At 35.3% G+C, this 25,762-nt stretch carries 24 protein-coding genes; 16 read left to right on the forward strand and 8 right to left on the reverse strand.

Annotated elements, in window-relative coordinates; all coding sequences use genetic code 11:
* Nucleotides 1-20: 20 nt before the first annotated feature.
* Together PQF83_RS23565 and PQF83_RS23570 are read right to left on the reverse strand one after the other, a co-directional pair.
* On the reverse strand, nt 21-461 hold the full coding sequence (locus tag PQF83_RS23565) for a DUF1641 domain-containing protein (RefSeq protein WP_001115309.1): 441 nt from the start codon (nt 459-461) through the stop codon (nt 21-23).
* 435 nt (nt 462-896) lie between these two features.
* The gene (locus tag PQF83_RS23570; protein ID WP_000816344.1) at nt 897-1,241 is read right to left on the reverse strand and encodes a winged helix-turn-helix transcriptional regulator; all 345 of its coding nucleotides are present in this window, start codon (nt 1,239-1,241) and stop codon (nt 897-899) included.
* Nucleotides 1,242-1,614: 373 nt separating this feature from the next.
* Between PQF83_RS23570 and PQF83_RS23575 the strand changes: the two genes are divergently transcribed.
* The 4 genes from PQF83_RS23575 to PQF83_RS23590 all read left to right on the forward strand — a co-directional run bounded on the left by PQF83_RS23575 (nt 1,615) and on the right by PQF83_RS23590 (nt 9,631).
* Complete coding sequence (locus PQF83_RS23575; RefSeq protein ID WP_163262942.1) at nt 1,615-2,778, forward strand: MFS transporter; 1,164 nt, start codon at nt 1,615-1,617, stop codon at nt 2,776-2,778.
* A 16-nt stretch (nt 2,779-2,794) separates the two neighbouring features.
* Nucleotides 2,795-3,634 carry an aldo/keto reductase gene (locus tag PQF83_RS23580; RefSeq protein ID WP_000793541.1) on the forward strand — a complete coding sequence of 280 codons (840 nt, stop codon included), beginning with the start codon at nt 2,795-2,797 and terminating at the stop codon, nt 3,632-3,634.
* Between the two features lie 109 nt (nt 3,635-3,743).
* Nucleotides 3,744-4,664: a thioester domain-containing protein gene (locus PQF83_RS23585; RefSeq protein WP_001022550.1), complete on the forward strand. Its 921-nt coding sequence runs from the start codon at nt 3,744-3,746 to the stop codon at nt 4,662-4,664.
* Between the two features lie 563 nt (nt 4,665-5,227).
* A complete protein-coding gene (locus PQF83_RS23590) occupies nt 5,228-9,631 on the forward strand; it encodes a putative mucin/carbohydrate-binding domain-containing protein (protein WP_000038276.1) in 4,404 nt (1,467 codons plus the stop codon).
* A 41-nt stretch (nt 9,632-9,672) separates the two neighbouring features.
* Here the strand turns inward: PQF83_RS23590 and PQF83_RS23595 are convergent, their stop codons facing one another.
* Nucleotides 9,673-10,311 carry an NAD(P)-dependent oxidoreductase gene (locus tag PQF83_RS23595; protein WP_000689898.1) on the reverse strand — a complete coding sequence of 213 codons (639 nt, stop codon included), beginning with the start codon at nt 10,309-10,311 and terminating at the stop codon, nt 9,673-9,675.
* Between the two features lie 282 nt (nt 10,312-10,593).
* Between PQF83_RS23595 and PQF83_RS23600 the strand changes: the two genes are divergently transcribed.
* The 5 genes from PQF83_RS23600 (at nt 10,594) to PQF83_RS23620 (ending at nt 17,136) form a co-directional block, all read left to right on the forward strand.
* Entirely contained in the window at nt 10,594-12,024 is a 1,431-nt protein-coding gene (locus PQF83_RS23600; RefSeq protein WP_001022943.1) for an alanine/glycine:cation symporter family protein, read from the forward strand.
* 334 nt (nt 12,025-12,358) lie between these two features.
* On the forward strand, nt 12,359-13,798 hold the full coding sequence (locus PQF83_RS23605; RefSeq protein ID WP_000346386.1) for an alanine/glycine:cation symporter family protein: 1,440 nt from the start codon (nt 12,359-12,361) through the stop codon (nt 13,796-13,798).
* 296 nt (nt 13,799-14,094) lie between these two features.
* On the forward strand, nt 14,095-15,276 hold the full coding sequence (locus PQF83_RS23610) for a NupC/NupG family nucleoside CNT transporter (RefSeq protein ID WP_000673861.1): 1,182 nt from the start codon (nt 14,095-14,097) through the stop codon (nt 15,274-15,276).
* A gap of 352 nt (nt 15,277-15,628) precedes the next feature.
* Nucleotides 15,629-16,810 (forward strand): NupC/NupG family nucleoside CNT transporter, encoded by a 1,182-nt coding sequence (locus PQF83_RS23615; RefSeq protein WP_000706846.1) that lies wholly within the window; start codon nt 15,629-15,631, stop codon nt 16,808-16,810.
* Between the two features lie 92 nt (nt 16,811-16,902).
* Nucleotides 16,903-17,136: a hypothetical protein gene (locus tag PQF83_RS23620; RefSeq protein WP_000664134.1), complete on the forward strand. Its 234-nt coding sequence runs from the start codon at nt 16,903-16,905 to the stop codon at nt 17,134-17,136.
* Nucleotides 17,137-17,161: 25 nt separating this feature from the next.
* On the opposite strand, the gene PQF83_RS23625 is transcribed toward PQF83_RS23620, so the two are convergent.
* Complete coding sequence (locus PQF83_RS23625; RefSeq protein ID WP_000949389.1) at nt 17,162-17,668, reverse strand: ferritin; 507 nt, start codon at nt 17,666-17,668, stop codon at nt 17,162-17,164.
* Between the two features lie 53 nt (nt 17,669-17,721).
* A complete protein-coding gene (locus tag PQF83_RS23630; protein ID WP_000355737.1) occupies nt 17,722-18,045 on the reverse strand; it encodes a MazG nucleotide pyrophosphohydrolase domain-containing protein in 324 nt (107 codons plus the stop codon).
* A gap of 88 nt (nt 18,046-18,133) precedes the next feature.
* Here PQF83_RS23630 and PQF83_RS23635 point away from each other — a divergent pair, with 88 nt between their 5' ends.
* Both PQF83_RS23635 and PQF83_RS23640 read left to right on the forward strand, forming a co-directional pair.
* Nucleotides 18,134-18,697 carry a TIGR00730 family Rossman fold protein gene (locus PQF83_RS23635; protein ID WP_002163472.1) on the forward strand — a complete coding sequence of 188 codons (564 nt, stop codon included), beginning with the start codon at nt 18,134-18,136 and terminating at the stop codon, nt 18,695-18,697.
* A 118-nt stretch (nt 18,698-18,815) separates the two neighbouring features.
* On the forward strand, nt 18,816-19,097 hold the full coding sequence (locus tag PQF83_RS23640; RefSeq protein ID WP_000390889.1) for a hypothetical protein: 282 nt from the start codon (nt 18,816-18,818) through the stop codon (nt 19,095-19,097).
* Between the two features lie 17 nt (nt 19,098-19,114).
* Here PQF83_RS23640 and PQF83_RS23645 read toward each other — a convergent pair whose 3' ends face one another.
* The 3 genes from PQF83_RS23645 to PQF83_RS23655 form a co-directional block, all read right to left on the reverse strand.
* Nucleotides 19,115-19,312, reverse strand: coding sequence for a hypothetical protein (locus tag PQF83_RS23645; protein WP_000656325.1), 198 nt, complete (start codon nt 19,310-19,312; stop codon nt 19,115-19,117).
* 332 nt (nt 19,313-19,644) lie between these two features.
* Nucleotides 19,645-20,085: a Dps family protein gene (locus PQF83_RS23650; RefSeq protein WP_001041890.1), complete on the reverse strand. Its 441-nt coding sequence runs from the start codon at nt 20,083-20,085 to the stop codon at nt 19,645-19,647.
* Between the two features lie 212 nt (nt 20,086-20,297).
* On the reverse strand, nt 20,298-21,731 hold the full coding sequence (locus tag PQF83_RS23655) for an alanine/glycine:cation symporter family protein (RefSeq protein ID WP_000227570.1): 1,434 nt from the start codon (nt 21,729-21,731) through the stop codon (nt 20,298-20,300).
* 407 nt (nt 21,732-22,138) lie between these two features.
* Between PQF83_RS23655 and PQF83_RS23660 the strand changes: the two genes are divergently transcribed.
* The 5 genes from PQF83_RS23660 to PQF83_RS23680 all read left to right on the forward strand — a co-directional run bounded on the left by PQF83_RS23660 (nt 22,139) and on the right by PQF83_RS23680 (nt 25,720).
* Nucleotides 22,139-22,636: a cation:proton antiporter regulatory subunit gene (locus PQF83_RS23660; RefSeq protein ID WP_001026069.1), complete on the forward strand. Its 498-nt coding sequence runs from the start codon at nt 22,139-22,141 to the stop codon at nt 22,634-22,636.
* Entirely contained in the window at nt 22,637-23,836 is a 1,200-nt protein-coding gene (locus PQF83_RS23665) for a cation:proton antiporter (RefSeq protein WP_000380208.1), read from the forward strand.
* 177 nt (nt 23,837-24,013) lie between these two features.
* Nucleotides 24,014-24,448, forward strand: a complete 435-nt coding sequence (locus PQF83_RS23670; protein ID WP_000422825.1) for a DUF3920 family protein — start codon at nt 24,014-24,016, stop codon at nt 24,446-24,448.
* A gap of 112 nt (nt 24,449-24,560) precedes the next feature.
* Nucleotides 24,561-24,971, forward strand: a complete 411-nt coding sequence (locus tag PQF83_RS23675; protein WP_000845457.1) for a MarR family winged helix-turn-helix transcriptional regulator — start codon at nt 24,561-24,563, stop codon at nt 24,969-24,971.
* Nucleotides 24,972-25,021: 50 nt separating this feature from the next.
* Nucleotides 25,022-25,720 (forward strand): pirin family protein, encoded by a 699-nt coding sequence (locus tag PQF83_RS23680; protein ID WP_000488945.1) that lies wholly within the window; start codon nt 25,022-25,024, stop codon nt 25,718-25,720.
* Nucleotides 25,721-25,762: the final 42 nt, after the last annotated feature.

The raw sequence follows: 25,762 nt of genomic DNA on the forward strand, positions 1-25,762 counted from the left end.
AATTGTTGTTATAAGTTAACTTATTTATTGTTACGTTCTGCACTAATTTGAAGATATGCGTTCACAAAGCGGAACATTTTTTGTGCTTGTGGATCTTTTAGTAATTTTAAAAGACCGAATAGGCCGATAACTTCGTTGCTTTCGTCAGCACGATCTTTCGCTTCGATTGCAGTAGCAGCCATGCTTTTCACTGTATCTTTTACAGGTTCTACAAGCTCTGTGATTGCACCAACAGTGTCGCTTTTTAATACTTCATCAGTAGCAACAGTTTGAGCGAAGTCATAAGACTTAGTTAAAATGTTAACAAGCTCAGTTAGCTTTGGAAGCTGTTCTACTAGTGTTGTTAATGATTCTTGTACCTCAGGTTTTAACAACTGATCAAGTACATCAAGTTGTCCTTGGCTAGCAGAAATTTGTACAGTTTCTTGTTCTGGCTTTGTTTGAGTCATAGTTTCTGGCATCTCCAATTCTCCTTTACGATAGCAATACTCTTATTTTTGATAAGTAAGATAGTAAACGGTTACGAAACTTTATACAAAGTTTCACAAAACACAATAAAATGCCTTTAAATTTATGACAGCAAGTAAGCTGCAAACATAAATCTAAAACCATAACGTCTTACTTATTATTTATGAACTGTCCGATATATGGCTTGTCCGCATAATGGAAAAGCTCCGTTACCGGAAAGTGTATATAATATATATCCTATATTATATACTATATACACCTATGTTAACATAAAAATGATTCCTAATTATTTCATATCGAGCGTATAACGTAGTACTGACAAGGTATGAAAGCGTATAAAATATTTTGTTTCAATTAGAAATGTACATATATAATAAGAAAAAAAGGAAAAAATGAACAAATTCATGTTCGTTTTTTCCTTTTTCCTATTATTCACCTTCCGCAATTAGCATCGATGTCTTACCTTCTTTTTCAAGATGGCATTCGCCCCAAGAACAAAGAGAATCAAGAATGGATTCTAAAGACCAACCGTAATCAGTAAGAGAATATTCTACTTTTGGCGGGACTTGGTTGTATACTTTTCTTTGAATAACGCCGTCGTCTTCTAATTCACGTAATTGTTGTGTTAACATTTTTTGTGTAATACCAGGCATTGAGCGTTTTAATTCACTCGTTCTCTTTGTACCTTTCGTTAAGTGACAAAGGATAACAACTTTCCATTTGCCGCCGATAACTTCTAAAGTTGCCTCTACAGGAATATTGTATTGCTTCATATGAAACCCTCCCATTGTGAGTAAAATAAGTTAAATCATACAAATGTTACTTTTTAGTACCTATAGCACTTTAAAGTACGTACTTTTTATCATGTTAAATATGTTTCATAATAGCACATGTAAGAGGCAAATGAGTAGTACGGTACTCAAAAGTGACTATGTTACTTTTTGGTGCCTATCGTACTTTAAAGTGCGTTCTTCAAAAAAAGAATGAAACCATTCATAATAGCATTTGTAGAGATTAAATATTTTTTTTAGAAGATAAAAGGGCCTTTTTATCGCACTATTATGATTGGATTTCTTGTAATAAGGAGGAATTCAATTGAGTTCATATACAGTACCATCTTCGGAAGTTCAGACGAATCGAAGAAGTATGTTTGCTTTATTAGCACTAGCAATTAGTGCGTTCGGGATTGGTACGACCGAGTTTATTAGTGTCGGTTTATTACCATCTATTTCAAAAGATTTAAATGTTTCTGTTACAACAGCTGGTTTAACTGTTTCCCTATATGCATTAGGTGCGGCAGTAGGGGCTCCTGTTTTAACAGCGCTAACGGCTAGTATGTCGAGAAAGACATTATTAATGTGGATTATGGTTATTTTCATTATTGGTAATGGGATCGCGGCAGTAGCAACAAGTTTCACTATATTAATTATCGCAAGGGTTGTATCTGCGTTTGCACATGGTGTGTTTATGTCGATAGGATCTACAATTGCGGCCGCAATCGTCCCAGAGAATAAACGTGCTAGCGCCATTGCGATTATGTTTACTGGATTAACAGTTGCGACTATTACAGGTGTACCAATTGGAACGTTTATCGGTCAACAATTTGGCTGGAGAGCGTCATTTATGGCGATTGTCGTAATTGGAATTATTGCTTTTATCGCAAACAGTATACTCGTCCCATCTAATTTAAAAAATGGTGTACCTGTATCGTTTCGTGATCAATTCAAACTAATTAAAAATGGAAGACTGTTACTTGTTTTCATTATTACTGCACTTGGATACGGCGGTACGTTCGTAACATTTACGTATTTATCACCACTATTACAAGAAGTAACAGGGTTTGAAGCAAGTACCGTTACCATCATTTTATTAGTGTATGGAATTGCAATTGCGATAGGGAATATGGTTGGCGGAAAATTATCGAATCATAATCCGATCCGAGCGCTATTTTACATGTTCTTAATTCAAGCGATTATACTATTTGTTTTAACATTTACAGCGCCATTTAAAGTAGCTGGATTAATCACAATTATTTTCATGGGACTATTCGCATTTATGAATGTTCCGGGGCTACAAGTATATGTAGTTATATTGGCAGAGCGCTTTGTTCCGAGTGCGGTTGATGTTGCTTCAGCAATTAATATTGCCGCATTTAACGGAGGAATCGCTTTAGGTTCTTATATAGGTGGCCTTGTAACGAATTCGTTAGGATTAATCCATACGGCTTGGGTAGGCGGTCTTATGGTAGTAGCCGCTGTTATTTTAACAGCGTGGAGCATGACATTAGAAAAAAGAGATCAAGTAAAATAAAAGGAGAGAAAATAAAATGAAAAACTTACAAAGTAAAGCAGTATTAAATAACGGTGTAGAAATGCCTTGGTTCGGTTTAGGTGTATTTAAAGTAGAAGAAGGACCAGAACTTGTAGAAGCTGTAAAATCAGCGATTAAAGCAGGATACCGCAGCATCGATACAGCTGCAATTTACGGAAATGAAAAAGCTGTAGGTGAAGGAATTCGTGCAGGTATCGAAGCAACTGGTATTTCAAGAGAAGATTTATTCATCACTTCAAAAGTGTGGAACGCAGACCAAGGATATGAAACAACAATCGCTGCATACGAAGAGAGTCTAAAAAAATTAGGACTAGATTATTTAGATTTATATCTTGTTCACTGGCCTTCAGAAGGAAAATATAAAGATACGTGGAGAGCGTTAGAAACACTTTATAAAGAAAAGCGCGTACGTGCAATTGGTGTAAGTAACTTCCAAATCCATCACTTACAAGATGTAATGAAAGATGCAGAAATTAAACCAATGATTAACCAAGTAGAATACCACCCTCGTTTAACACAAAAAGAACTACAAGCTTTCTGTAAAGAACAAGGTATTCAAATGGAAGCATGGTCACCATTAATGCAAGGTCAATTATTAGATAACGAAACATTACAAGAGATTGCTGAGAAACACGGCAAAACAACAGCGCAAGTTATTTTACGTTGGGATCTTCAAAATGGAGTAATCACAATTCCAAAATCAACGAAAGAACACCGTATCATTGCAAATGCTGATGTATTTAACTTTGAATTAACGAAAGAAGATATGGAAAAAATCGATGCGTTAAACCAAAATCACCGCGTTGGTCCAGATCCTGATAACTTCGATTTCTAAGATTAGGGTAAGAAAGAAGAGTGCGTAAAAGCACTCTTTTTTTTTTGCATAAAAATAGTTTCTAAATAAATACTACTTAGTATCAAGTTTGTTATAAGGGGCTGTAAACATGAATATAAAGCAATCGTTCAAACTTTTAGTTATGTTTTTAAGTGTTTTATTTGTGTTATTCCCGCTTCAAAAAGCATTCGCAGAAGTCATGGACCATACAAAGTATCAAATGGATTGGAGTTACAGTAAGTCTAAGAAGAAACCAATCCGAACAGAGCTTATTAAAACGGCAGATGGCAAAATTGCTTTTTGCTTAAATGTAGATTTAAAATCTCCAAGCGGTCAAGATTTACCGGAAATGGGGAAAGTGGATATTAACGTATACCGTGTATTATTAAATGGATATCCACAAAAGAGCCCGCAAGAATTAGGTGTTTCTGATTGGAGAGAAGCTCATTATGCAACGCAGCTTGCAGTATGGAATGCGTTAAAACAAATCGATATTAATGATTTAGATTTCCGCAATAAAAATGTAGAAAAGGTAACGAAAGATATCGTTGCAAAAGCAAGTGCTAGTGAAGAGTTACAAGAAATTACAATGAGTGTAACTCCTACAGAAGAACAAGAAGCAGTATTGAAAAATGATTTCTTTGAAACAGGCTTATATACAGTAGAAACAAATGCAAAAAGTGGAACGTATAAAGTGCAAGCAACAGGTGCACCAGCGGGAGCGAAATTTGTAAATGAAAAAGGCGAAGCAAAAACGGAATTTAATGTAGGAGAAAAGTTCCGCATTTTAGTTCCGAAACAAACACCAGCTGGTGGATTTAGCTTTAAAGTAATCGGGAAATTAACGAAGCTACAAGGCATTGCGCATAAAGGTACACCAACAATTCAAAATGCAGTTGTATTACTTGAGCGTAGTGAAGAAGAAACAAGTCCGGAGTTATCAGTGAGTTGGAAAAAAGGAAATGGTCATGATAATAATAAACCACATACTCCAAACGAACCGCATAAACCGAATCAATATAAAAGGTAAGATAAAAAGCATTGGTTAACACCAATGCTTTTTATCTATGAAACATGAAATTATATCAAGATAATTATTAACCAAATAAAACATTGTTTTTATGTTGTGAAAGATATTCAAATATAATAAAATCCGAACGTTAAGATTAACTGATTAAATTCACAAAATTGTAACATTATTCTAATTGAAAAGGCTATCAAACAAAGTAGAAAGCATGTACAATTCAGTTGGAAAAACTACCTATAGATGGTCATATATGAAGAAAATATAAGATTCTATTGCTATTTTTATTTTTAGATGTATAGATGACAATACTATAATGATATCTTTTGCTATTCTCTTTTTATGTACGAATAGAACTCATCACAAATAGAGAGAAGTGAGGAGGACATATTACATAAAAATTTTACAAAGTAAGAAAGCGAATACATGGAGGGAAATGCGGTAGTAATAGATACAGGTGCGCGAGGTATTCGTCTATTTATTACATGTTTTTATAAAAATAATAGGATTTTTCATTAAATAAATATATAGGATGGTTTTTCTAAATAAAGGAACAGGGGACACAGATTATGTCGAAGAAGAAAAAGAGTAGGGTATTAGTAGCTGGTATTTGTTTAGCTACGTTGTTAACGCCATATGGACTTGAATTACCTAAGGTGTATGCAGAGATGGCAGTTGAAGACAAGGAGAAACAGCAAGAAGAGCGAGTGTACCAATTGCTGCCAAAAGGTGATGTAGAAGGGATGCGTGAGTTGCATCAGCGGGGAATGAGTTTTTCTCCTTATGAACCAACGGGCATTTATGTAAAGCCAGATGAAGAAGTAGTTATTCAAGTAGAAGGGACTCAACAGATTAAAGCTTATATTGGTACATATTCTTATGAAAAGGAAGAACCTAAACAATTCAATTTACATCCTGGTGAGAATAAAATTTCTTCTTCAAATGGGGGACTATTATACTTTTACAATTATCACAACACAGGAGAAGTAGTCGCTAAAGTGAAAAAAGGTGGTACACCAAATCCTTTATTTATTTTAGGAAAGCATACGACAAAAGATTGGAAGCGTATGTTGGCAGAAAACCCTGATCCATATGCAATAGAAATGAAGGGAGAAAATAGTTTATTAACTATGCATCCTGAAACTGTGGCGGAACATTTGAAGCAAGAAGATCCAGCTGCGCTATTAAAGAAGCACGATGAAATAATTAATATAGAACATAAGATATCAGGTTTATCAAAAGATGGTGCGGGTGTTGCGAATCAAGGTAAACATTCCATTCATTTTGTTGAAGACTGGTATACAGACGATTATATGTATGCGACTTATTATCGAACAGCCTATAGTAAAGGCAATTTAGGGTCAGTACTAAATCTAGAAGAGTTAACTAATGATGGATGGGGGCCTTGGCATGAAGTTGGACATCAACATCAACAAGAAACTTGGTTATGGGATGGACTTGGAGAAGTAACCGTTAATATTTATTCTTTGGCAGTTCAAACTACATTCGGGCATAAAACAAGGTTAGAGCAAGAGGGGCGCTATGAAGCTGCATTTGCTTATTTAGGTAAACCGGATGCACAAGAAAAGATGAATGAATTTGAGAAATTAGTTATGTTTTGGCAGTTGCATTTAGCCTATGGGGATCAATTCTATCCGAATTTACATCAAATGTATCGTTTGTTACATGATACGGAACGGCCTAAATCGGATGAAGAGAAAAAGCAGATGTTTATTTATATGACGTCAAAAGTGGCAGGACAAAATTTAATTCCTTTCTTTGATAAATGGGGATTAAGTGCAAATGATGCTACAAGAGAAAAAATTGCAAAATTAAATTTACCAAAATTAGAAAAAGAAATTTGGTTATCTACAGATAGTAATCCAATTCGTGAAAAACAAATTGAGTTATACGAAGCTCCATATGGCGAGCCAAATAATGAAAAAATACAAAATATAGTAATCGGTACTACATATGATGAGGAAAAAGCAAAGGAACTTGTACAGAATTTAGGAGAAGGTGTAAAGACAACAGGTGTGATTATGCAAGATAAGCCTGAAGTTGGAGAAAAAACTGTAAAAGTAGAAATTGTAGATGGAAAAGGAAATAAGAATTTCATTCCAGTTGTAGTGAATGTTGGATATGGGGATAGCCTACTTGTATATGGATTGAACTATACCTGGGGGGGAGACTTGAAGTCAACCGTAACTCTACATCATGGTACGAAAACATTTAGTGCAACAGATACAAAAAATTTAATTCACGATTACTTTAAAGATGAAAAGTATTTTGAGTTCACGCTGTACGATAAAGAAGGAAGAGAGAAGAAAAATGTAGCGGTAAAAGGCTTGGAGAATACAGAAGCTTTTGCCAAGGAATTAAATGGGCTAGCATTTGAATATGGTGATGTGGTGAAAGTATATCATGCAGAGTCTTCACGTTTACATTGGTATCAAAAAGGTTTATATGTGGGAGAAGGGAAAAACAAAGAAATAAAAGAATTATTCTTCAAAATTACTGAAAATGGATTTGAAAGAGTAAAATCATTGCAAGAAGTAACAGCAAAGCCACAAACAGTAGTAGTCGGAACAGAAGTAGAAAAGCTAGAAGCGAAAAACTTTGTTGAAGTGAAAGACGGAGAGGTAATTGGCTTTGTAGAAAAACCAACTACAACGAAAATCGGAAAACAAACAGCAAAAGTAGAAACGAAAGATCGTTTTGGAAATAAGCAAGTAACAGAAGTTCCAGTAGAAGTGGTTTATGGAGATAGTATTGCATATGCAGGATATGGCGATGATATTGCTTCAATCGTAACTTTAAAGCACGAAGAGAAGAGATTCCATGCAACTGATATGGATAGCGAAATTCATAAGTATTTTAATAAAGAGCTATACATGGGGATTACGTTATATGATGGAGAAGGAAAAGAGAAAAAACATGTAACAGCAGAAGGGCAAGAAACTTCAAAGAACTTTGCGAAGCAAGTGAATGGTATGCAGTTCGAGTATGGAGATGTAGTGAAAGTATTCCACGCAGAACCGAATCGCTTGAAATGGTATCAAAATAATAACCTTACTGGTCAAGGTGAGAAAAAAGGGGCAAAAGAACTATTCTTCAAAGTGACAGAAAAAGGCTTTGAGAGAATGGATATGTTGCAAGAAGTAACAGCGAAACCGCAACAAGTAGTAGTCGGAACAGATGTTGAAAAGTTAGATTCAAAAGCTTTTGTTGAAGTGAAAGATGGAGAAGTAATTGGATTTGTAGAAAAACCAAATACAACAAAAATCGGTGAACAAAAAGTAAAAGTAGAAACGAAAGATCGTTTCGGAAATAAGAAAGTGACAGAAGTACCATTAGAAGTGACGTATGGAGATAGTATCGCATATGTGGGATATAACAATGACATTGCTTCAATCGTAACTTTAAAGCATGATGATAAGAAATTCCATGCGACTGATATGGATAGTCAAATCCATAAATATTTTAATAAAGAGCTATACATGGGAATGACGTTATACGATGGAGAAGGAAAAGAGAAAAAACATGTAACAGCAGAAGGGCAAGAAACTTCAAAGGACTTTGCGAAGCAAGTGAATGGTATGCAGTTCGAGTATGGAGATGTAGTGAAAGTATTTCATGCGGAACCAGATCGTTTGAAATGGTATCAAAATAACAATCTTATTGGTCAAGGTGAGAAACAAGGAACGAAAGAAGTATTCTTCAAAGTGACAGAAAAAGGTTTTGAGAGAATGGACATGCTACAAGAAGTAACAGCAAAGCCACAAACAGTAGTAGTCGGAACAGAAATTGAAAAGCTAGATGCGAAAAACTTTGTTGAAGTAAAAGGCGGAGAAGTAGTTGGATTTGCGGAGAAACCAAATACAACAAAAATCGGTAAACAAACAGTAAAAGTAGAAACGAAAGATCGTTTCGGAAATAAGCAAATAACAGAAGTGCCAGTAGAAGTGATTTACGGAGATAGCATTATGTTCTTCGGTACATGGCACGACGGAACGAATATTAAATCGATTGTTACATTAAATCATGAAGAAAAGAAATTCAGTACAACAGATTCAGAAGGTCCAATGCATACTTCATTTGCAGATGAGAAGTATATGGGAATGAATGTATATGATAAAGATGGAAAAGAAAAGAAAGCTTTATCAGTAAGAGCATCTGAAAATACAAAAGAATTTGCAGCACAATTCAACGGTATGGCCTTTGAATATGGTGATATAGTAAAAATTTATCAAAAAGAATTTGATCGTTTTAAAGTGTATAAAAAGAATGAATTCATTGATGCGAAGTATGGTGTTAACGAAGTGTTCTTTAAAGTGACAACGCAAGGTTTTGAACAAATGGGAGCGCAGCAAGAAGTAAAAGCGTTGCCACAAAAAGTGGTAATCGGAACAAACAGTGAAACATTAGATGCGAAGAAGTTTGTTGAAGTAAAAGGTGGAGAAGTAGTCGGTTTTGTAGGGATGCTAGATACATCGAAGATTAGTAAACAAACAGCGAAAGTAGAAACGAAAGATCGCTTTGGAAATAAGAAAGTGACAGAAGTTCCTGTAGAAGTTACATATGGAGATAGTATAGTATATCAAGGTGTGTCCAATGTAACGCGTTCGATTGTTACATTAAACCATGATGAAAAGAAATTACATGCAACATTTACAAATGATACGATCCATTACCGTTTTGTAAATGAACAGTATATAGGTCTTACAATTTATGATGGAAATGGAAAAGAGAAAAAACATGTAACAGCAGAAGGACAAGAAACTTCAAAGAATTTTGCTGAGCAAGTAAACGGTACGCCATTCCAGTATGGGGATACGATAAAAGTGTATCATGCAGAATCTGATCGTTTAAGTTGGTATAAAACTGGTGAGTTACTTGGAAAAGGAGATGCGAAGAAATTTAAAGAGATTTCCTTCAAGATTACTCCAAATGGTTTAGAACAAGTACAATAATAAAAAGCTCGTAAAACACTATGTTTTACGAGCTTTTTTTATTATTCAGCTTCAGAAACAACTGTGAAGCGTTCGTTTACGTGTTTTGGATTTTCGATTTCATCAAGTGCTGCTACTGCGAAGTCTTCGTAACTTACGTAGCTATCACCTTTTGCGTTCACAAGAAGGTTGTCTTTACCAGCTGTATAAGAACCAGTGCGTTTTCCTAATGCGAATAGTGCAGAAGGGCTGATGAATGTCCAAGTAATATCGTTAGTTTGTTGCAGAATTTCTAAGTTTTTACCTTGGTTTTGAGCTGTTGCAAGGTATTCTTTTGGGAAACCTGGCGTTTCAAATACACGTGTTGTTTTCTCTTCGTCTACAAATAAGCTTCCAGCGCCGCCAACTACAAGTAATTTTGTATTTGGTGCACCTTTCATAGCTTCAATAAGTACGTTTCCTGCATCTACGTGAAGGTGTTCTTCGCCTGCTGGAGCGCCGAATGCATTTACAACTACGTCGAATGCTTGTAAGTCGTTAGATGTAAGAGAGAATACGTCTTTCTCTAAAACCTTTACGTTTTCTTCTGTAATTTTTGCAGCATTTCTTACGATTGCAGTTACTTCATGTCCGCGATCCAATGCTTCTTTTAAAATACGACTTCCTGCTTTACCAGTTGCTCCAATAATTCCGATTTTCATAATAAATCCCTCCAAAGTGTTTTGTTAAAGTGTATATCTGAAAGTGAATGAATGTATTGTAATTAGGTTTGTTACAACCTGTTGTAATCATTATAGTTACAGATTGGTATTTTTGTCAATGGGTTGTTTAGGAATTTGTTTTTTGTTTTAGTATGTACATTTGCTAAAAAGAGGAGTCATGAAACCTCTAATATTTGGAAATCGAAAATTGTCGAAAAATGTTGATTTTTAAATATTTTTTAAATATAATTCGTTTTATGGAGAAAAGGAGGGGTTAATTGTATGAATATTTTGGAACAATTCGTTTCATCGACGAATACAATTCTTTGGTCGTATATTCTTATTGCAATGTTAATTGGTTTAGGTCTTTATTTTTCTATTAAATTGAAATTCGTACAAATTACTCATTTAGGGGAAATGATTCGATTAATGAGTGATGGATTAACTGGAAAGACGCGTAAAAAAGGTAGTGTATCTTCTTTCCAAGCATTTTGTATGAGTTCAGCAGCCCGTATTGGTATCGGTAACTTAGCTGGGGTAGCTTTAGCGATTTCTATGGGAGGACCTGGAGCAGTATTTTGGATGTGGGTTATTGCGATTATTGGGGCGTCTTCAAGTTTTGTAGAAAGTACGCTTGCCCAAATTTATAAAGTAAAAGATGGCAGTGGCTTCCGTGGTGGTCCTGCTTATTATATGGAAAAAGGTTTAAATAAACGTTGGATGGGAATTTGGTTTTCTATCCTTATTACAGTTAGTTACGGTTTAATTTTCAACTCAGTACAAGCAAATACAGTTACATTAGCGTTTAAAAATGCATTTGGTTTAGAACGTTATATTGTTGGGATTGTATTAGCTGTATTAGTTGCAGTTATTATTTTTGGTGGTGTAAAAAGTATCGCACGTATGTCGGAAATGATTGTTCCGCCAATGGCGCTTATTTATATTGCGGTAGCTATTTTCGTTGTCATTAAAAACTTCTATTTAATACCAGATGTGTTTACAGAAATCTTTAAAGGTGCATTCGGTTTAGATTCAGCTGTAGGTGGTGGTATCGGTGCTGCGATGAAATATGGTATTCAGCGCGGATTATTTGCGAACGAAGCAGGTATGGGTAGTGCGCCGAACGCGGCAGCAACAGCTGATGTAACGCATCCAGCAAAACAAGGTTTTATTCAAACAATTGGCGTATTAGTAGATACATTCTTAGTATGTACATCAACAGCATTTATCGTACTATGTTCTGGTGCATATAAAGCAACGAATTTAGAAGGTATTGAACTAACACAAAATGCATTAAGTTCACAAATTGGCCCATGGGCAAGTAGCTTCTTAGCGATTATTATTTTCTTATTTGCGTTTAGTTCACTTTTAGGAAACTACTATTATGGTGAAACGAATATTGAATTCATTAAACAAAGTAAAACTTGGTTAACAATTTACCGTATTGCGGTAGTGGGAATGGTATTATTCGGTTCTGTTGCGACGCTTCAAGTTGTATGGAATATGGCAGACTTATTTATGGGTCTAATGGTAATCACAAACTTAATTGCGATTACACTTCTTGGCCGATTTGCGTATGCGGCATTGGCAGACTATGTAAGGCAAAAGAAACAAGGAAAAGATCCAGTCTTCCGTGCAGATTCTATTCCTGGTTTAACGAATACAGAGTGTTGGGATAAGTCAGCGGTAACGGATAAAGAAAAAGCAGTGTAAATGAAAAGGCGAGCATCGAGTTGAATTCGATGCTCGCCTTTTTTGTTGTAGTAAAGGATGAAAAGGATGAGAGGTAATTGTTAATATAATTTTTGTTTGTTCATTTCTCATATTATTTGTAGGGAACGTACTGTCTTAAAGGTATGGCTGGTCACATAGGATGAGTGATTTAGTATTGGATAAATGCGCGTACTAGTTATAATTTTGCGTAAAAAAACACATGTGTTAAGTAAGTTAACTTACTTATGTTAGAAAACCTAACATAAAGTTCTTGATTACTAAGAGTTTTTAGAATATAATTTTCTTATTGTTAGGAAGAGGGGGCAATGCAATTATGGATTTTTTAGCTAAGGTAATTGGGGATATAAATAATGTCCTTTGGTCATATATCATTATTGCGATGTTAATTGGGTTAGGACTTTACTTTTCATTTCGTGTGAAATTTGTCCAAGTTCGTTACTTCGGTGAAATGATTCGATTGCTTGGGGATGGGGCGAGTTCGAAAACGAGGAAAGCACAAAAAGAGAAGAGTGGTGTATCATCATTCCAGGCTTTTTGTATGAGTACAGCTTCTCGTGTAGGTACTGGTAACTTAGCTGGTGTAGCTATTGCAATTTCAGCAGGTGGCCCAGGAGCAGTATTTTGGATGTGGTTAATCGCGGTAATTGGGGGTGCTTCTGCATTTGTCGAGAGCACATTAGCGCAAATTTATAAAGTGAAAGATGGGAATACGTTCCGTGGTGGTCCAGCGTATTATATGGAAAAGGGTTTAAATAAGCGCTGGCTTGGAGCTATTTTCTCTGTATTAATAACAGTAAGTTTCGGATTAATTTTTAACGCTGTACAATCTAATACTGTAGCAGCTGCTTTTGATGGGGCATTCAAAACAGATAGTAGATTAGTAGGTCTTGTAATGGCTGGTCTACTTGCAGTTATTATTTTCGGCGGAGTAAAGCGAATTGCACGCGCGGTTGAAATGATTGTTCCAGTAATGGCGATTATTTATGTAGCAGTAGCATTATTCGTTGTTGTAACAAACATTACGGCAATTCCGTATGTATTTAAAGAAATTTTCTTACATGCTTTCGGAATTAAAGAAGTAGTAGGCGGGGGATTAGGTGCTGCGATTTTATTAGGGGTAAAACGCGGATTATTCTCAAATGAAGCAGGTATGGGTAGTGCGCCGAACGCAGCTGCGACTGCAAACGTAACGCACCCAGTTAAACAAGGTTTCATTCAAACTTTAGGGGTATTTACAGATACATTATTAATTTGTAGTTGTACAGCATTTATCATTCTTTTATCAGATGTGCATAATGCAGCTGATTTAAATGGTATTCAATTAACGCAACAAGCGTTAAGTCAACATATCGGTCCATGGGCTTCTATATTTGTAGCAGTTGCAATCTTCTTGTTTGCATTTAGTTCATTAGTAGGTAACTACTACTATGGTGAAACAAATATTGAGTTCTTAAATGGAAGTAAAGTGCTATTAACAGCTTACCGCATTGCTGTACTTGGTATGGTTATGTTAGGGTCTGTCGCAACAATTCAAATCGTTTGGGATTTAGCAGATTTATTCATGGGTATTATGGCTGTTATTAACTTAGTTGCAATCGTATTCCTTTCTAAGTATGCTTTTGCAGCGTTATCAGATTACGTAAAGCAAAAGAAACAAGGAAAAGATCCAGTCTTCTATGCGAATTCAATTCCAGGCCTGAAAAATACAGAGTGCTGGGAAGAGCAAGTAGCAGAGAAAGAAAAAGCGGTATAATGAGGTGAGCATCAAGTGAAACTTGATGCTCATTTTTTTGTTTTATCCAGATATTTGTCGGTAGTAAAAGACGAACATTAATGAGTGTTTTATAATAAAATGTAATTTTTTAAAGAAAAGTGCGGATATGAGTTGTAATTTATGTTAGAATGGAAAATGCCTTTGAAACAAGAGGTTTTATGATTTTTCCTATACGATTGAAGGTTTTGGAGGAGAAATGGAAAGTTCGGATTATTTCTTGTTTTGAGTGGTCAGACGTTCAACGTTAATGAAGAGTTAAATGGAGGATTTTATTAATGAAGTTTGTTATGTTTCTTGTAGGATTACTCGTTGTATTTGTACTCGGTTTTCTTATAAGCTCCGATCGAAAGAAGATTAAGTATAAACCAATCGCAATTATGCTTATTATTCAGCTAGCATTATCTTATTTCTTATTAAATACACAAGTTGGTTATATTTTAGTAAAAGGAATTTCAGATGGATTTGGCGCGCTTCTTGGATATGCAGAAGCTGGAATCGTTTTCGTATTTGGTGGCCTTGTTAATAAAGGAGAGGTTTCATTCTTCTTAACAGCGTTATTACCAATCGTATTCTTTGCCGTTTTAATTGGAATTCTGCAACACTTTAAAATTTTACCGATATTTATTCGTGCTATTGGTACGTTGTTAAGTAAAGTAAATGGTCTAGGAAAATTAGAATCATATAACGCAGTAGCAGCTGCCATTGTTGGGCAAGCGGAAGTATTTATTACAGTAAAAGATCAATTAAGTAAAATCCCAAAACATCGTTTATATACATTATGTGCATCTTCCATGTCGACAGTATCGATGTCAATCGTCGGTTCTTACATGAAAATGATCGAACCAAAATATGTAGTAACAGCACTTGTATTAAATTTATTTAGTGGTTTCATTATTATTCATATTATTAACCCGTACGATATTACAGAAGAAGAAGATACACTGAAATTAGAAAATAAGAAAAAACAGTCATTCTTTGAAATGCTAAGCGAATATATTATGCTTGGTTTCACAATCGCGATTACGGTAGCAGCGATGTTACTTGGTTTCGTAGCATTGATTACAGCAATCAATAGCTTGTTTGATTCTATGTTCGGTATTACATTCCAAGCTATTTTAGGATACATTTTCTCACCATTAGCATTCGTAATGGGTATCCCGCAAGCAGAGATGGTAACAGCGGGACAAATTATGGCAACGAAATTAGTATCAAACGAATTTGTTGCGATGCTTGATCTTGGAAAAGTAGCTGGTGATTTATCAGCTCGTACAGTTGGTATTCTTTCTGTATTCCTTGTATCATTTGCGAACTTCTCATCAATCGGAATTATCGCAGGTGCAACGAAAGGTATCGATGAAAATCAATCAAATGTTGTATCATCATTCGGTCTACGCCTTGTGTACGGTGCGACATTAGTAAGTATTTTATCAGCGATTATCGTTGGTGTTATGTTATAAAAAAGATGGTCCTAGCTCATAGCTAGGGCTATTTTTTTATGGTAAATTTGCATAGAAAAACCAATTAATTAGGAATATATTAACATATAAAAATCTTTTTAAATTTATATTGCTTTTCAGTTAGATAACGCTTACAATTTGATTTGTAGGTGGTATCAATTTCAGACTTTCAAGTATGGTAGGAGAGAAGAGGCTACCTTTAATAAATTGCAATTTATGTAAACGCTTACTGATTTTAGATAACAGTTGAATAGTATTTAGGGGTTTTAAATTTTTTTAACATCAATGGTCAGACGTCATTCGTTATACGTTATACGACCAATAACTCGTGGGAGAAGTGGAGGATTCACATATGAAAATAGTAATGTTTCTAGTCGGTTTACTTGTAGTATTTGTACTAGGTTTCCTTATCAGTTCAGATCGTAAGAAAATTAAATATAAACCAATTGCACTTATGCTTGTCATTCAATTGGTACTTGCATATTTCTTACTGAATACAAAAGTCGGATTTGTATTAGTAAAAGGGATTGCAGATGGGTTTGGCGCTATTTTAAAATTTGCGGAAGCAGGGGTTAATTTCGTATTTGGTGGTCTAGCAAATGATGGACAAGCACCATTCTTCTTAACAGTATTATTACCAATTATTTTCTTAGCAGTACTAATTGGGATCTTACAACATATTAAAATTTTACCGATTATCATTCGTGCAGTCGGTTTCCTATTAAGTAAAGTGAACGGTTTAGGAAAACTAGAATCATATAATGCAGTAGCAGCTGCGATTGTTGGTCAAGGGGAAGTATTCATTACAGTAAAAGATCAATTAAGCAAATTACCGAAAAATCGTTTATACACACTTTGTGCATCTTCCATGTCTACAGTATCGATGTCAATTGTCGGTTCTTATATGAAAATGATTGATCCAAAATATGTAGTAACGGCACTTGTATTAAACTTATTTAGTGGATTCATTATCGTTCATATTATTAATCCATATGACGTGAAAGAAGAAGACGACATTTTAGAATTACAAGAAGATAAAAAGCAAACATTCTTTGAAATGTTAGGCGAATATATTATGCTTGGTTTCTCTATCGCTGTAACAGTAGCGGCGATGTTAATTGGTTTCGTAGCATTAATTACAGCAATTAATGGTGTGTTCGATTCAATTTTCGGAATCACATTCCAAAGCATTTTAGGATACATTTTCTCACCATTAGCATTCGTAATGGGTATCCCAACATCAGAGATGCTAACAGCAGGACAAATTATGGCAACGAAATTAGTAACGAACGAATTCGTTGCAATGCTTGACCTTGGTAAAGTAGCTGGTGATTTATCAGCTCGTACAGTAGGTATTTTATCTATCTTCCTTGTATCATTTGCGAACTTCTCATCAATCGGAATTATCGCAGGTGCAACGAAGAGTATCGATGGCAAACAAGCAAACGTTGTATCATCATTCGGATTAAAACTTGTATACGGTGCAACGTTAGTAAGTATATTATCAGCGGTTATCGTTGGGGTTATGCTTTAATAAATAGTAAAGAGGTCGTTTATCTCTCGCCTAGAGGGATGAACGGCTTTTTTATTTTGGTATGATAAATAGTGTGGAGAGGGGGAATTAGAGTGAAAGAACAGAATAGTTTAAAGGAATTTGATGAGGTTATAGATAACATTAATCGTTTAACTGGAGAAGATGCTAGAGCGTTTTTGAAATTTATACATGGACATTTGAGTATAGTAGAAGAAGGAGATGGAACTTTTACTCATAGTGACTTTGTTGAAATGGTTTCTGGGCTCTATAAAAAGGATGTGGCGAGGGTTATTCAACTTAGAGAAGAAATAAAAAAATCACCTTAATCCATTCATTAAGGTGATTGAAATACTACTCAGCTGGAGGCGTAAATGTACGTTTCTCTAATTCAGCATCTAGCATAAATAATGCGTTTGAATCGCTTGTAATACGTTTTAATTTTTGGATGATGCTATCGAATGAAGCTTCTTCTTCTACTTGCTCATCGACGAACCATTTTAAGAATGTAATTGTTGCGTGTTCACGCTCATCCCAGGCGATATCAGATAGGTTGTAAATACGTTTCGTTACTTCACGCTCGTGCTCAAGTGCCACTTCAAAAGCGTTCAGTACAGAGTCATATTCGTTATTTGGATTATCAAATCCAGTAATAATAGCGCGCTCACCGCGGTCATTAATGTAGTTGTAAAGCTTCATTGCGTGGAAACGTTCTTCTTCAGCTTGTACAAGGAAAAAGTTAGCGAATCCATCATAGCTCTCCGCCGTACAGTAAGCAGCCATTGCCATATAAGCGTGGGCAGAGTAAAATTCAAAGTTCATTTGATCGTTTAGTGCGTCGTGCAATTTTTTTGATAACATAAAATCCCCCTTAGTATTGTGACAAGAATATTATACCATAATTGATAATATTCTCATTTAGATGTCTCGAACCTTTTCGAAAGCTTTGTGACGTGTGCGTCCATAATGTCTTGTAAGTCCAAATCATATTTTTGCGAAAGAATAATAAGATTAGATAGTACATCACCAAGTTCTTCTTTTAGTTCTTGTTTTAGCTCTTCTTCTGTTTTCACGTTTTCATCAGGACGATCCCGACCGATTTCGATTGCGCGAACAACGCGTGAAACTTCCCCAACTTCCTCTGTTAAGAAATTTAACCGAATAAAGGCATTATACTGTGACCAGCTTCGTTTTTCGTAAAATTCCTCAACCCACCTTTCAAATGCGACGATATCCATTTCTTTCTCATCCCCTCAATATGTTGTACAATGTTCATTGTATCATAACAATATATAGTCTTGGGGTGTAAGGATGAGAAAGATTTGTGTGTTTGCAGGTTCCAATTTAGGGGAGAGACCAGAGTTCAAAGAGCAGGCAATTGAATTAGGTAAAATGTTTGTTGAGAATGATTATGAGCTTGTATACGGTGGTTCTTGCGTCGGATTAATGGGAGAAGTAGCAAACGAAGTTCTTCGCTTAGGTGGCCGTGTAACAGGTGTTATGCCGCGCGGTCTATTCCGAGGAGAGATCGTTCATACAGGGTTAACAGAATTAATTGAAGTAGAAACGATGCATGAACGTAAAGCGAAAATGGCAGAGCTTGCGGATGCTTTTATTGCACTACCAGGCGGATATGGAACGTTTGAAGAGCTATTTGAAGCAGTATGTTGGTCACAAATTGGTATACATAATAAGCCAGTTGGTTTATTGAACATAAAAGATTTTTATGGACCAATTCTGCAAATGGTTGAACGTGCAGCAGAAGAAGGATTCATGAATCCATCAAATAAAGAGTTAATCGTTTCAGCTGAGACAGCCGATAAATTAATTCATGAAATACAGAATTACGAGCGTCCTGTTTTAGGAACGAAGTGGAAGCAATTATTATAATACAATTGTATAGGAAATTTTGGAAATACATGTCATTTTATCTTGAAAAGGCATGTGTTTTTAATTTGGTTAAATATGTTAATGTTAAGGTGTAATGTTTTGGGAAAAGGAGAAATAGATGGAGGAATTCGTATTTTTAAGGCCGGTTTTTAAATGTATTTTAGCAGCATCTATTCTTGTTATGCTAATTGTTTCAATACAGAAGAAAGAGCTGATTAATGCGTTTTCGCTTTGGTTTATTTCGATACTATGTATCGGTGTTTCCGCGATCACGTTGTTTATGTCTGGGTTTATTGTTGATGAGTATAATTTAGGTGGAGATTCGGTTTCGTTTGATATGTTTATTGGGATAGTTTGTATTAGTGGTTTGAATTTCATTATTTATTATAGGCGGAAATAAAAAGAAGGCATTCCGTATTACTTTGGAATGCCTTTATCACTTTGATTACTTTGTTTTTTATACAAGTACCAGCCACCCCAGCCGCCACTAATTGCTACAACAACGAGGAAAGCATAGTCTTTCACCTCGATACGTATATTGAAAATATTAGCTATAAGTAAGACAATCCCAACTGTTATTAATGCAAAAAATGCTCTAATTAAGTAGTCTTTCAACTGAACCACTCCCGCCATTTAAGTAGTAAATGATGAATATGGAAAAGCTTTTTTGGATCTATTTTACTAAAGGGTGTTACCTATATTTTAGCATAAAAGAGATTGTAATATATTGATGAAAGTAGGGGATAGGGAGGTGCTAATATTGTCGTGATTTGTCGGTAAGTCGATATCCTATGTCGAATCGTCGATATAATGAAAAAATCGTTGATATATTTGAAAAATCGTCGATATATAGGGAAAATCGTTGATATAAATTTCATGTACCAGCACGCGCGACCATTCCATAGAAAAAAGCGACTCTGAACGAGCCGCTTCCGCTTTAAAGTCTATTATTGATTCAAGAACGCACGTAGCATCCAAGCGTGTTTTTCTAGTTCTGTGTAGATGCCTAGTAGTAGGTCAGATGTCATTTCGTCGTCAGAGTTTTGAGCGATTTCCATGCCTTTTTTCAGTTCGACTAGCATCATTTCGTAGTCTTTCATGATTGCTTCGACCATCCCTTCTGCAGTTTCTCCGTATGCTGCTTCTTGAATAGAAGATATTTCTAGGTACTCTTTCATTGTTGCTACTGGTTTGCCGCCAATTGCTAAAATACGTTCTGCAATTTCATCGATGTGAGTAGCTGATTCTGTGTAAAGTTCTTCGAATTTCTCATGTAATGTGAAGAATTGAGGTCCTTTTACGTACCAATGGAAGTTGTGTAATTTTGTGAATAAAACGCTCCAGTCTGCTACTTGTTTGTTTAATACTTCGATTACTTGTTTGTTCATTATGATCAATCTCCTTTTGAGTTGTTATGTGATATCAATTACTAATTTATAATTATTATAATCTAGTAATTCGTATAAATCAACCCTTTTGCTGGAATTAATTTGAACAAATTATGAACTGTGTAAATAAAAATCCCTATTACTGTAGAGTAATAGGGATTTTGTTTAATATATAGCTCTTGTTCTGAACGAGCCGCTTCCGCTTTTAGCTGTTATACAGCTTTTTTATTCTCTTCTACATCCTGTCCATCCCAGCACTCTGTATTTTGTAAGCCAGGGATAGAACTTGCAACGAAAACAGGATCTTTTCCTTGTTTCTTTTGCTTCATATAGTCTACTAATGCTGCGTAGGCGAATTTGCTTAGGAATGAGATGGCAATTAAGTTTGTCAATACCATTAGTCCCATGAATAAATCAGCTAAGCTCCAAACTGTTTGAAGGGCAGCGATCGATCCGAAGAATACCATTCCGACAACTGCAACGCGATAAATCATTAACCAAGTTTTGCTTTCTTTAATAAATGCGATGTTTGTTTCACCATAATAGTAGTTTCCTAGTAAAGAACTGAACGCGAATAGGAAAATAATAATTGCTAAGAAAGTACTTGCCCATGGTCCGATTTGTGAACTTAATGCATTTTGTGTTAATTCGATACCTTGTAAGTTTGTTCCTTTGTAAAGGCCCGAACATAATACGATAAATGCTGTTGATGTACATACTAAGAACGTGTCTACGAAAACACCTAACGCTTGAACAAGTCCTTGTTTGACAGGGTGAGATACATCTGATGTTGCGGCTGCGTTAGGGGAGCTACCCATACCTGCTTCTGTTGCGAATAGACCGCGCTGAATTCCGAACTTAATTGCTGCTCCAATACCACCAGCGATGGCTTGGTCTAAACCGAATGCGCCATTAAATATTTCCATAAAAATGCTTGGTAACATAGTAAAGTTGTTAATAACAACAAAAATAGCCACACCAATATAAATGATTGCCATTGGAGGAACAATCATTTCCGTAATACGTGAAATGCTCTTAATACCACCGAAAATAATAACTGCAACTAATAAAGCTAATAGAGCTCCTACGATCGTTCGCTCTAGTCCAAAAGCATTTTCAAATGCTATTGTTACTGTGTTTGCTTGTACAGAGTTGAAAATTAATCCGTACGCAACTGTAATAAGAAGTGAGAACCAAACACCCATCCAGCGTTTGTTTAATCCTTTTTCCATATAATATGCTGGGCCACCACGGAATCTGCTTCCATCTTTTACTTTATAAATTTGCGCGAGCGTACATTCTACGAAACTAGTAGCTGCTCCAAGGATAGCGATAAACCACATCCAAAATACTGCGCCAGGTCCGCCCATTGAGATAGCTAATGCTACACCAGCTAAGTTTCCGATACCGATACGTGCAGCTGCACTTAAGCAAAATGCTTGGAACGGGGAGATGCTATCTTTCTTTTTTTCTTTTCGATTAAATCCTTTACTAATTAAACCGACCATCTCACCGAAATGAGTAATTTGGACAAACTTCAATTTAAAAGAGAAATAAAGACCGAAGCCGATTAGCATTGCAATAAGAATATATGACCATAAAATATTATTCGTTACCTCAAGGAATCTGCTAAAGATATCAACCATATAATACACTTCCTTTTTTCCGTAATAAGAAAATTATATGCAAAAAATATACGAGAATCAATTTTTCTAAAAAATCATGTTACTTAAATGTATTTTATGTTATGATTATGTTACATAATAATATTTTTAGAATTATTTACATTTTAAAAAACTAAATGTAAAGCGAGAAAGAGGGGATGATTTGAAAGAAGAATCTTTATGGAAAGTAAGCCTTGAGAGTTTGAAAATGAGAAGTAATATATGTTTTATCATTACATCTTTTAGTATCTTTTTAGGAGCCACTTATTATTACAATAAAATATTTCCAAATCACAGGTATCCTGAATGGTTAGAATTTCTAAAATGGATTGGATGAAAAAAAGACAGAAAAACAGAAAATTTAAATAAAATTCGAGGAGGAGCTAAAGATGAATATTAGAGAAAGTGAACTTCCGGGTATTGGCTATAAATTTCAAATCGTTACGAAAGGTAATGAAAAGATGGTAATTGTTATTCATGATGACGGACGTAGAGAAATGTATCATTTTGATTCAGACCATGAAGAAAGTATCTCAAGTATTTCATTACGCGACTCAGAGGCAAGACAAATTGCAGCAATATTAGGTGGAATGGTGTATAAACCTAGAGCATTGGAAAATGTTGAAATGGTTTTTGAAGGTTTAGCGATTGAGTGGTTTAAAGTAGAGAATGCTGCGCCAGCAATCGGAAAAACAATCGGCGATCTGGAAATAAGAAAAACATATAGCGTAACGATTATTGCAGTTATGAAAAAGAATATGAAAAAGCTATTTAATCCAGGACCAGAAACAGTAATTGAGGAAGGCGATATGCTTGTAGTTTCAGGCGAGAGAGAAGAAATTAAAAAAATTATTAATGAGTTACTTTCGAATAGGGGGACTGACTAGATGGATACGTTAATTTTTGAAGTTGGTACAGCGTTAGTATTAGTTGCAATTGCGGCAGTAATTGCTGGAAAGTTTAAATTCTCAGTCATTCCGTTTCTAATTGTTCTTGGGATGCTAGTGGGACCACATGCGCCGACAATAGGTGTGATCGATTTCAAATTTATTGAAAGTGCAAATGTCATTTCCTTCCTTGGACGGATTGGCGTTCTGTTTCTTCTGTTCTATCTAGGACTAGAGTTTTCAATGAAAAAACTAATTAAATCTGGACGTTCTATTGCGATTGGTGGAACAATCTATATTTTAATTAACTTTTCACTTGGGTTATTATACGGATTTATAATGGGATTCCCTTTACTAGAAATCTTAATTATTGCGGGGATTATTACGATTTCTTCTAGCGCTATCGTTGCAAAGGTGTTAGTGGATTTAAGAAGAACTGGTAATAATGAGACCGAATTAATTTTAGGAATTATCATGTTCGAAGATATATTCCTGGCTGTATATTTATCAGTCGTTTCTGGATTAGTTCTAGGGGATCACGCTTCATTCTTAGGTGCCCTTACTTCAATTGGAATTGCTTTAGGATATATGCTTCTATTCTTTATTGTAGCTAGAAAGGCGACGCCGTTATTAAATAAATTGCTCAATATTAGTTCAGATGAAATTTTCATTATTGTAGTATTTGCTTCATTATTCTTTATTGCAGGATTCTCGGAAACAATTCATGTTGCTGAAGCAATTGGAGCACTTCTTTTAGGGTTAGTTTTCTCTGAGACAGAGCATAGTGACAGAATTGAACATCTCGTTGTTCCATTTAGAGACTTTTTCGGAGCTATTTTCTTCTTCAGTTTCGGATTAAGCATTGATCCGTTCTCACTGGGCGGAGCGATATGGTTAACGTTAGGTGCTGTCCTTCTTACAATCATCGGAAACTTTATAGCAGGAATGATTGCAGGACGACAAGCTGGATTATCTCATAAAGCGTCAACAAATATTGGATTAACAATTGTTTCAAGAGGAGAATTCTCCATCATTATGGCCAATATCGGTATCGCTGGTGGTTTAATGTCAGTCTTGAAGCCATTTTCAGCACTATACGTGCTTATACTATCTATCTTAGGTCCACTTCTGACGAAAGAGTCAAAGAATGTATATAAATTTTTAAATAAAGTCTTTAAGTGGGATACGAAGACTAACTAAATTAAAAAAATAAAAGTAAAAGATATGTATGAAAAATTGATTACGGAAAAGGAATCTATGTCGATATAGATTCCTTTTTGATTGGCATTTTTTCAAGGATGAAAGAATACGTTTAATATTTACTATATTGTGGCATACATATAGAAAAAGGATGCTTGGAAAGGGGAATAAAGAGAAATGGAACTCCAGTTTCAAAATGTATATCAACAGGTGGAGAATTGGTATGTGTTGGATTCGGAGCTTCCTTGGGATGTCAAAAGGCTTAGAGACGATTTATTTTCACTGATTGAAGTATGTAAAACACCGGTTATTTTTTGTGATACGTGTGATGCGAATCATGTCCTTTTATCATTAGGAGAAGAAGAAGAGGAATTTTTATTCCCGGTAGGTGGTTTTTATCATAAAGAAAAACAATTAATTTTTGTTTGTATGTGGGAAGAGTATGAGCAAGTCCTTAAAACACTACTGCATGAATTTCGTCATGCAATGCAGCATAAGAGCGAAGTATTATATGTGGGAAGTGAATTGTACGAAGATAGATGGATTGAGAAAGATGCGAGAAAGTTCGCGGAGAGGAAGTTAGATGAATATAAAAATAGAAAGCTAATGTAAAGCATAGTGGAGAAATGACGCTGTGCTTTCTTTGTTTCTTACTAAAAATAAGTAATTGACTTTTATAAAGTTTAGTTCTAAACTAATGGTATGAAACGAGCGAGGTGATGAAATGAAAACAGAAGATAGACTAGGTTTACTCCTATGGTTTCGTTTATCACGTTTTTATAACAAAAGTATTCGTGAGACGAATCAGCATTTGAAAGAATGGAATGTATCTGCCGCTCAGTTTGATGTACTAGCTCAAGTTGGAGGGCATGATCGTTTAACGCAGCAAGAGCTTGGAAATAAGCTATTTGTTACGAAAGGAAATATTACGCAGCTTTTAAATAAAATGGAGCAGCTTGAGTGGATTCGTCGTGAACAAGAAGGTACTACAAAATATATTTCATTAACAGAAAAGGGAAGAGCTTTATATGAAGAAATCGTCCCGCCTCAAGAAACATTCCAAGCGGAGCAGTTTCAAAATTTAAATGTAGAAGAACAACATCAATTATTACAATTACTAAAAAAGTTACAGTGAGAAAAATTTTAAAATAAATCTTGAATTCGAGATAATATGAGGTGAACGGTATGTTTAGAAAAGTTGATCATAAAAATATGGGAAGAGCAAATCACGGTTGGTTAAATACACATTTTCATTTTTCCTTTGCCAATTATTATAATCCTAATAACATGAACTTTGGTGCATTACGTGTAATTAATGATGACTTAGTAGCACCGCAAACTGGTTTTGATATGCATCCACACCGCGATATGGAAATCATTTCGTACGTTGTAGACGGTGCTTTAACACATGAAGATAGCATGGGGAACCGCGGAACAATTGAGCGTGGACATGTTCAATATATGAGTGCTGGCACAGGTGTATTTCATAGTGAGCATAATTTAGGAAATGAAACATTACGTTTATTACAAATTTGGATTTTACCAGACCGTGAGGATCATAAGCCAAACTATGGTGAGTTTACATTTGATTGGAGCAAGCGTGAAAATGAATGGTTTCATATGGTATCTCAAGTAGAAGGCGGGGCACCAATTCAAATTCATCAAGATGCGAATTTATATTCTTTATCGTTAGAAGCAGGAAAAGAAATTCATTTTCCAGTGAAAGAAGGCCGTCAATTGTATGTTGTACAAATTGAAGGTAGTAGTGTAATCAATGGTGAGACACTTGTTATGCGTGATGCAGCAGAAGCGATTGAAGAAGATATTCATATTGAAGCGAAAGAGCAATCACACTATTTAGCAATTGAATTGAAAAAGCAATAAAATGTTTATAAAAAAGAGGACGTCCGATAGGATGTCCTCTTT

It is taken from the genome of Bacillus sp. FF-1 (assembly GCF_028548245.1).
In the GTDB taxonomy this organism is placed as follows: Bacteria; Bacillota; Bacilli; order Bacillales; family Bacillaceae_G; genus Bacillus_A; species Bacillus_A paranthracis.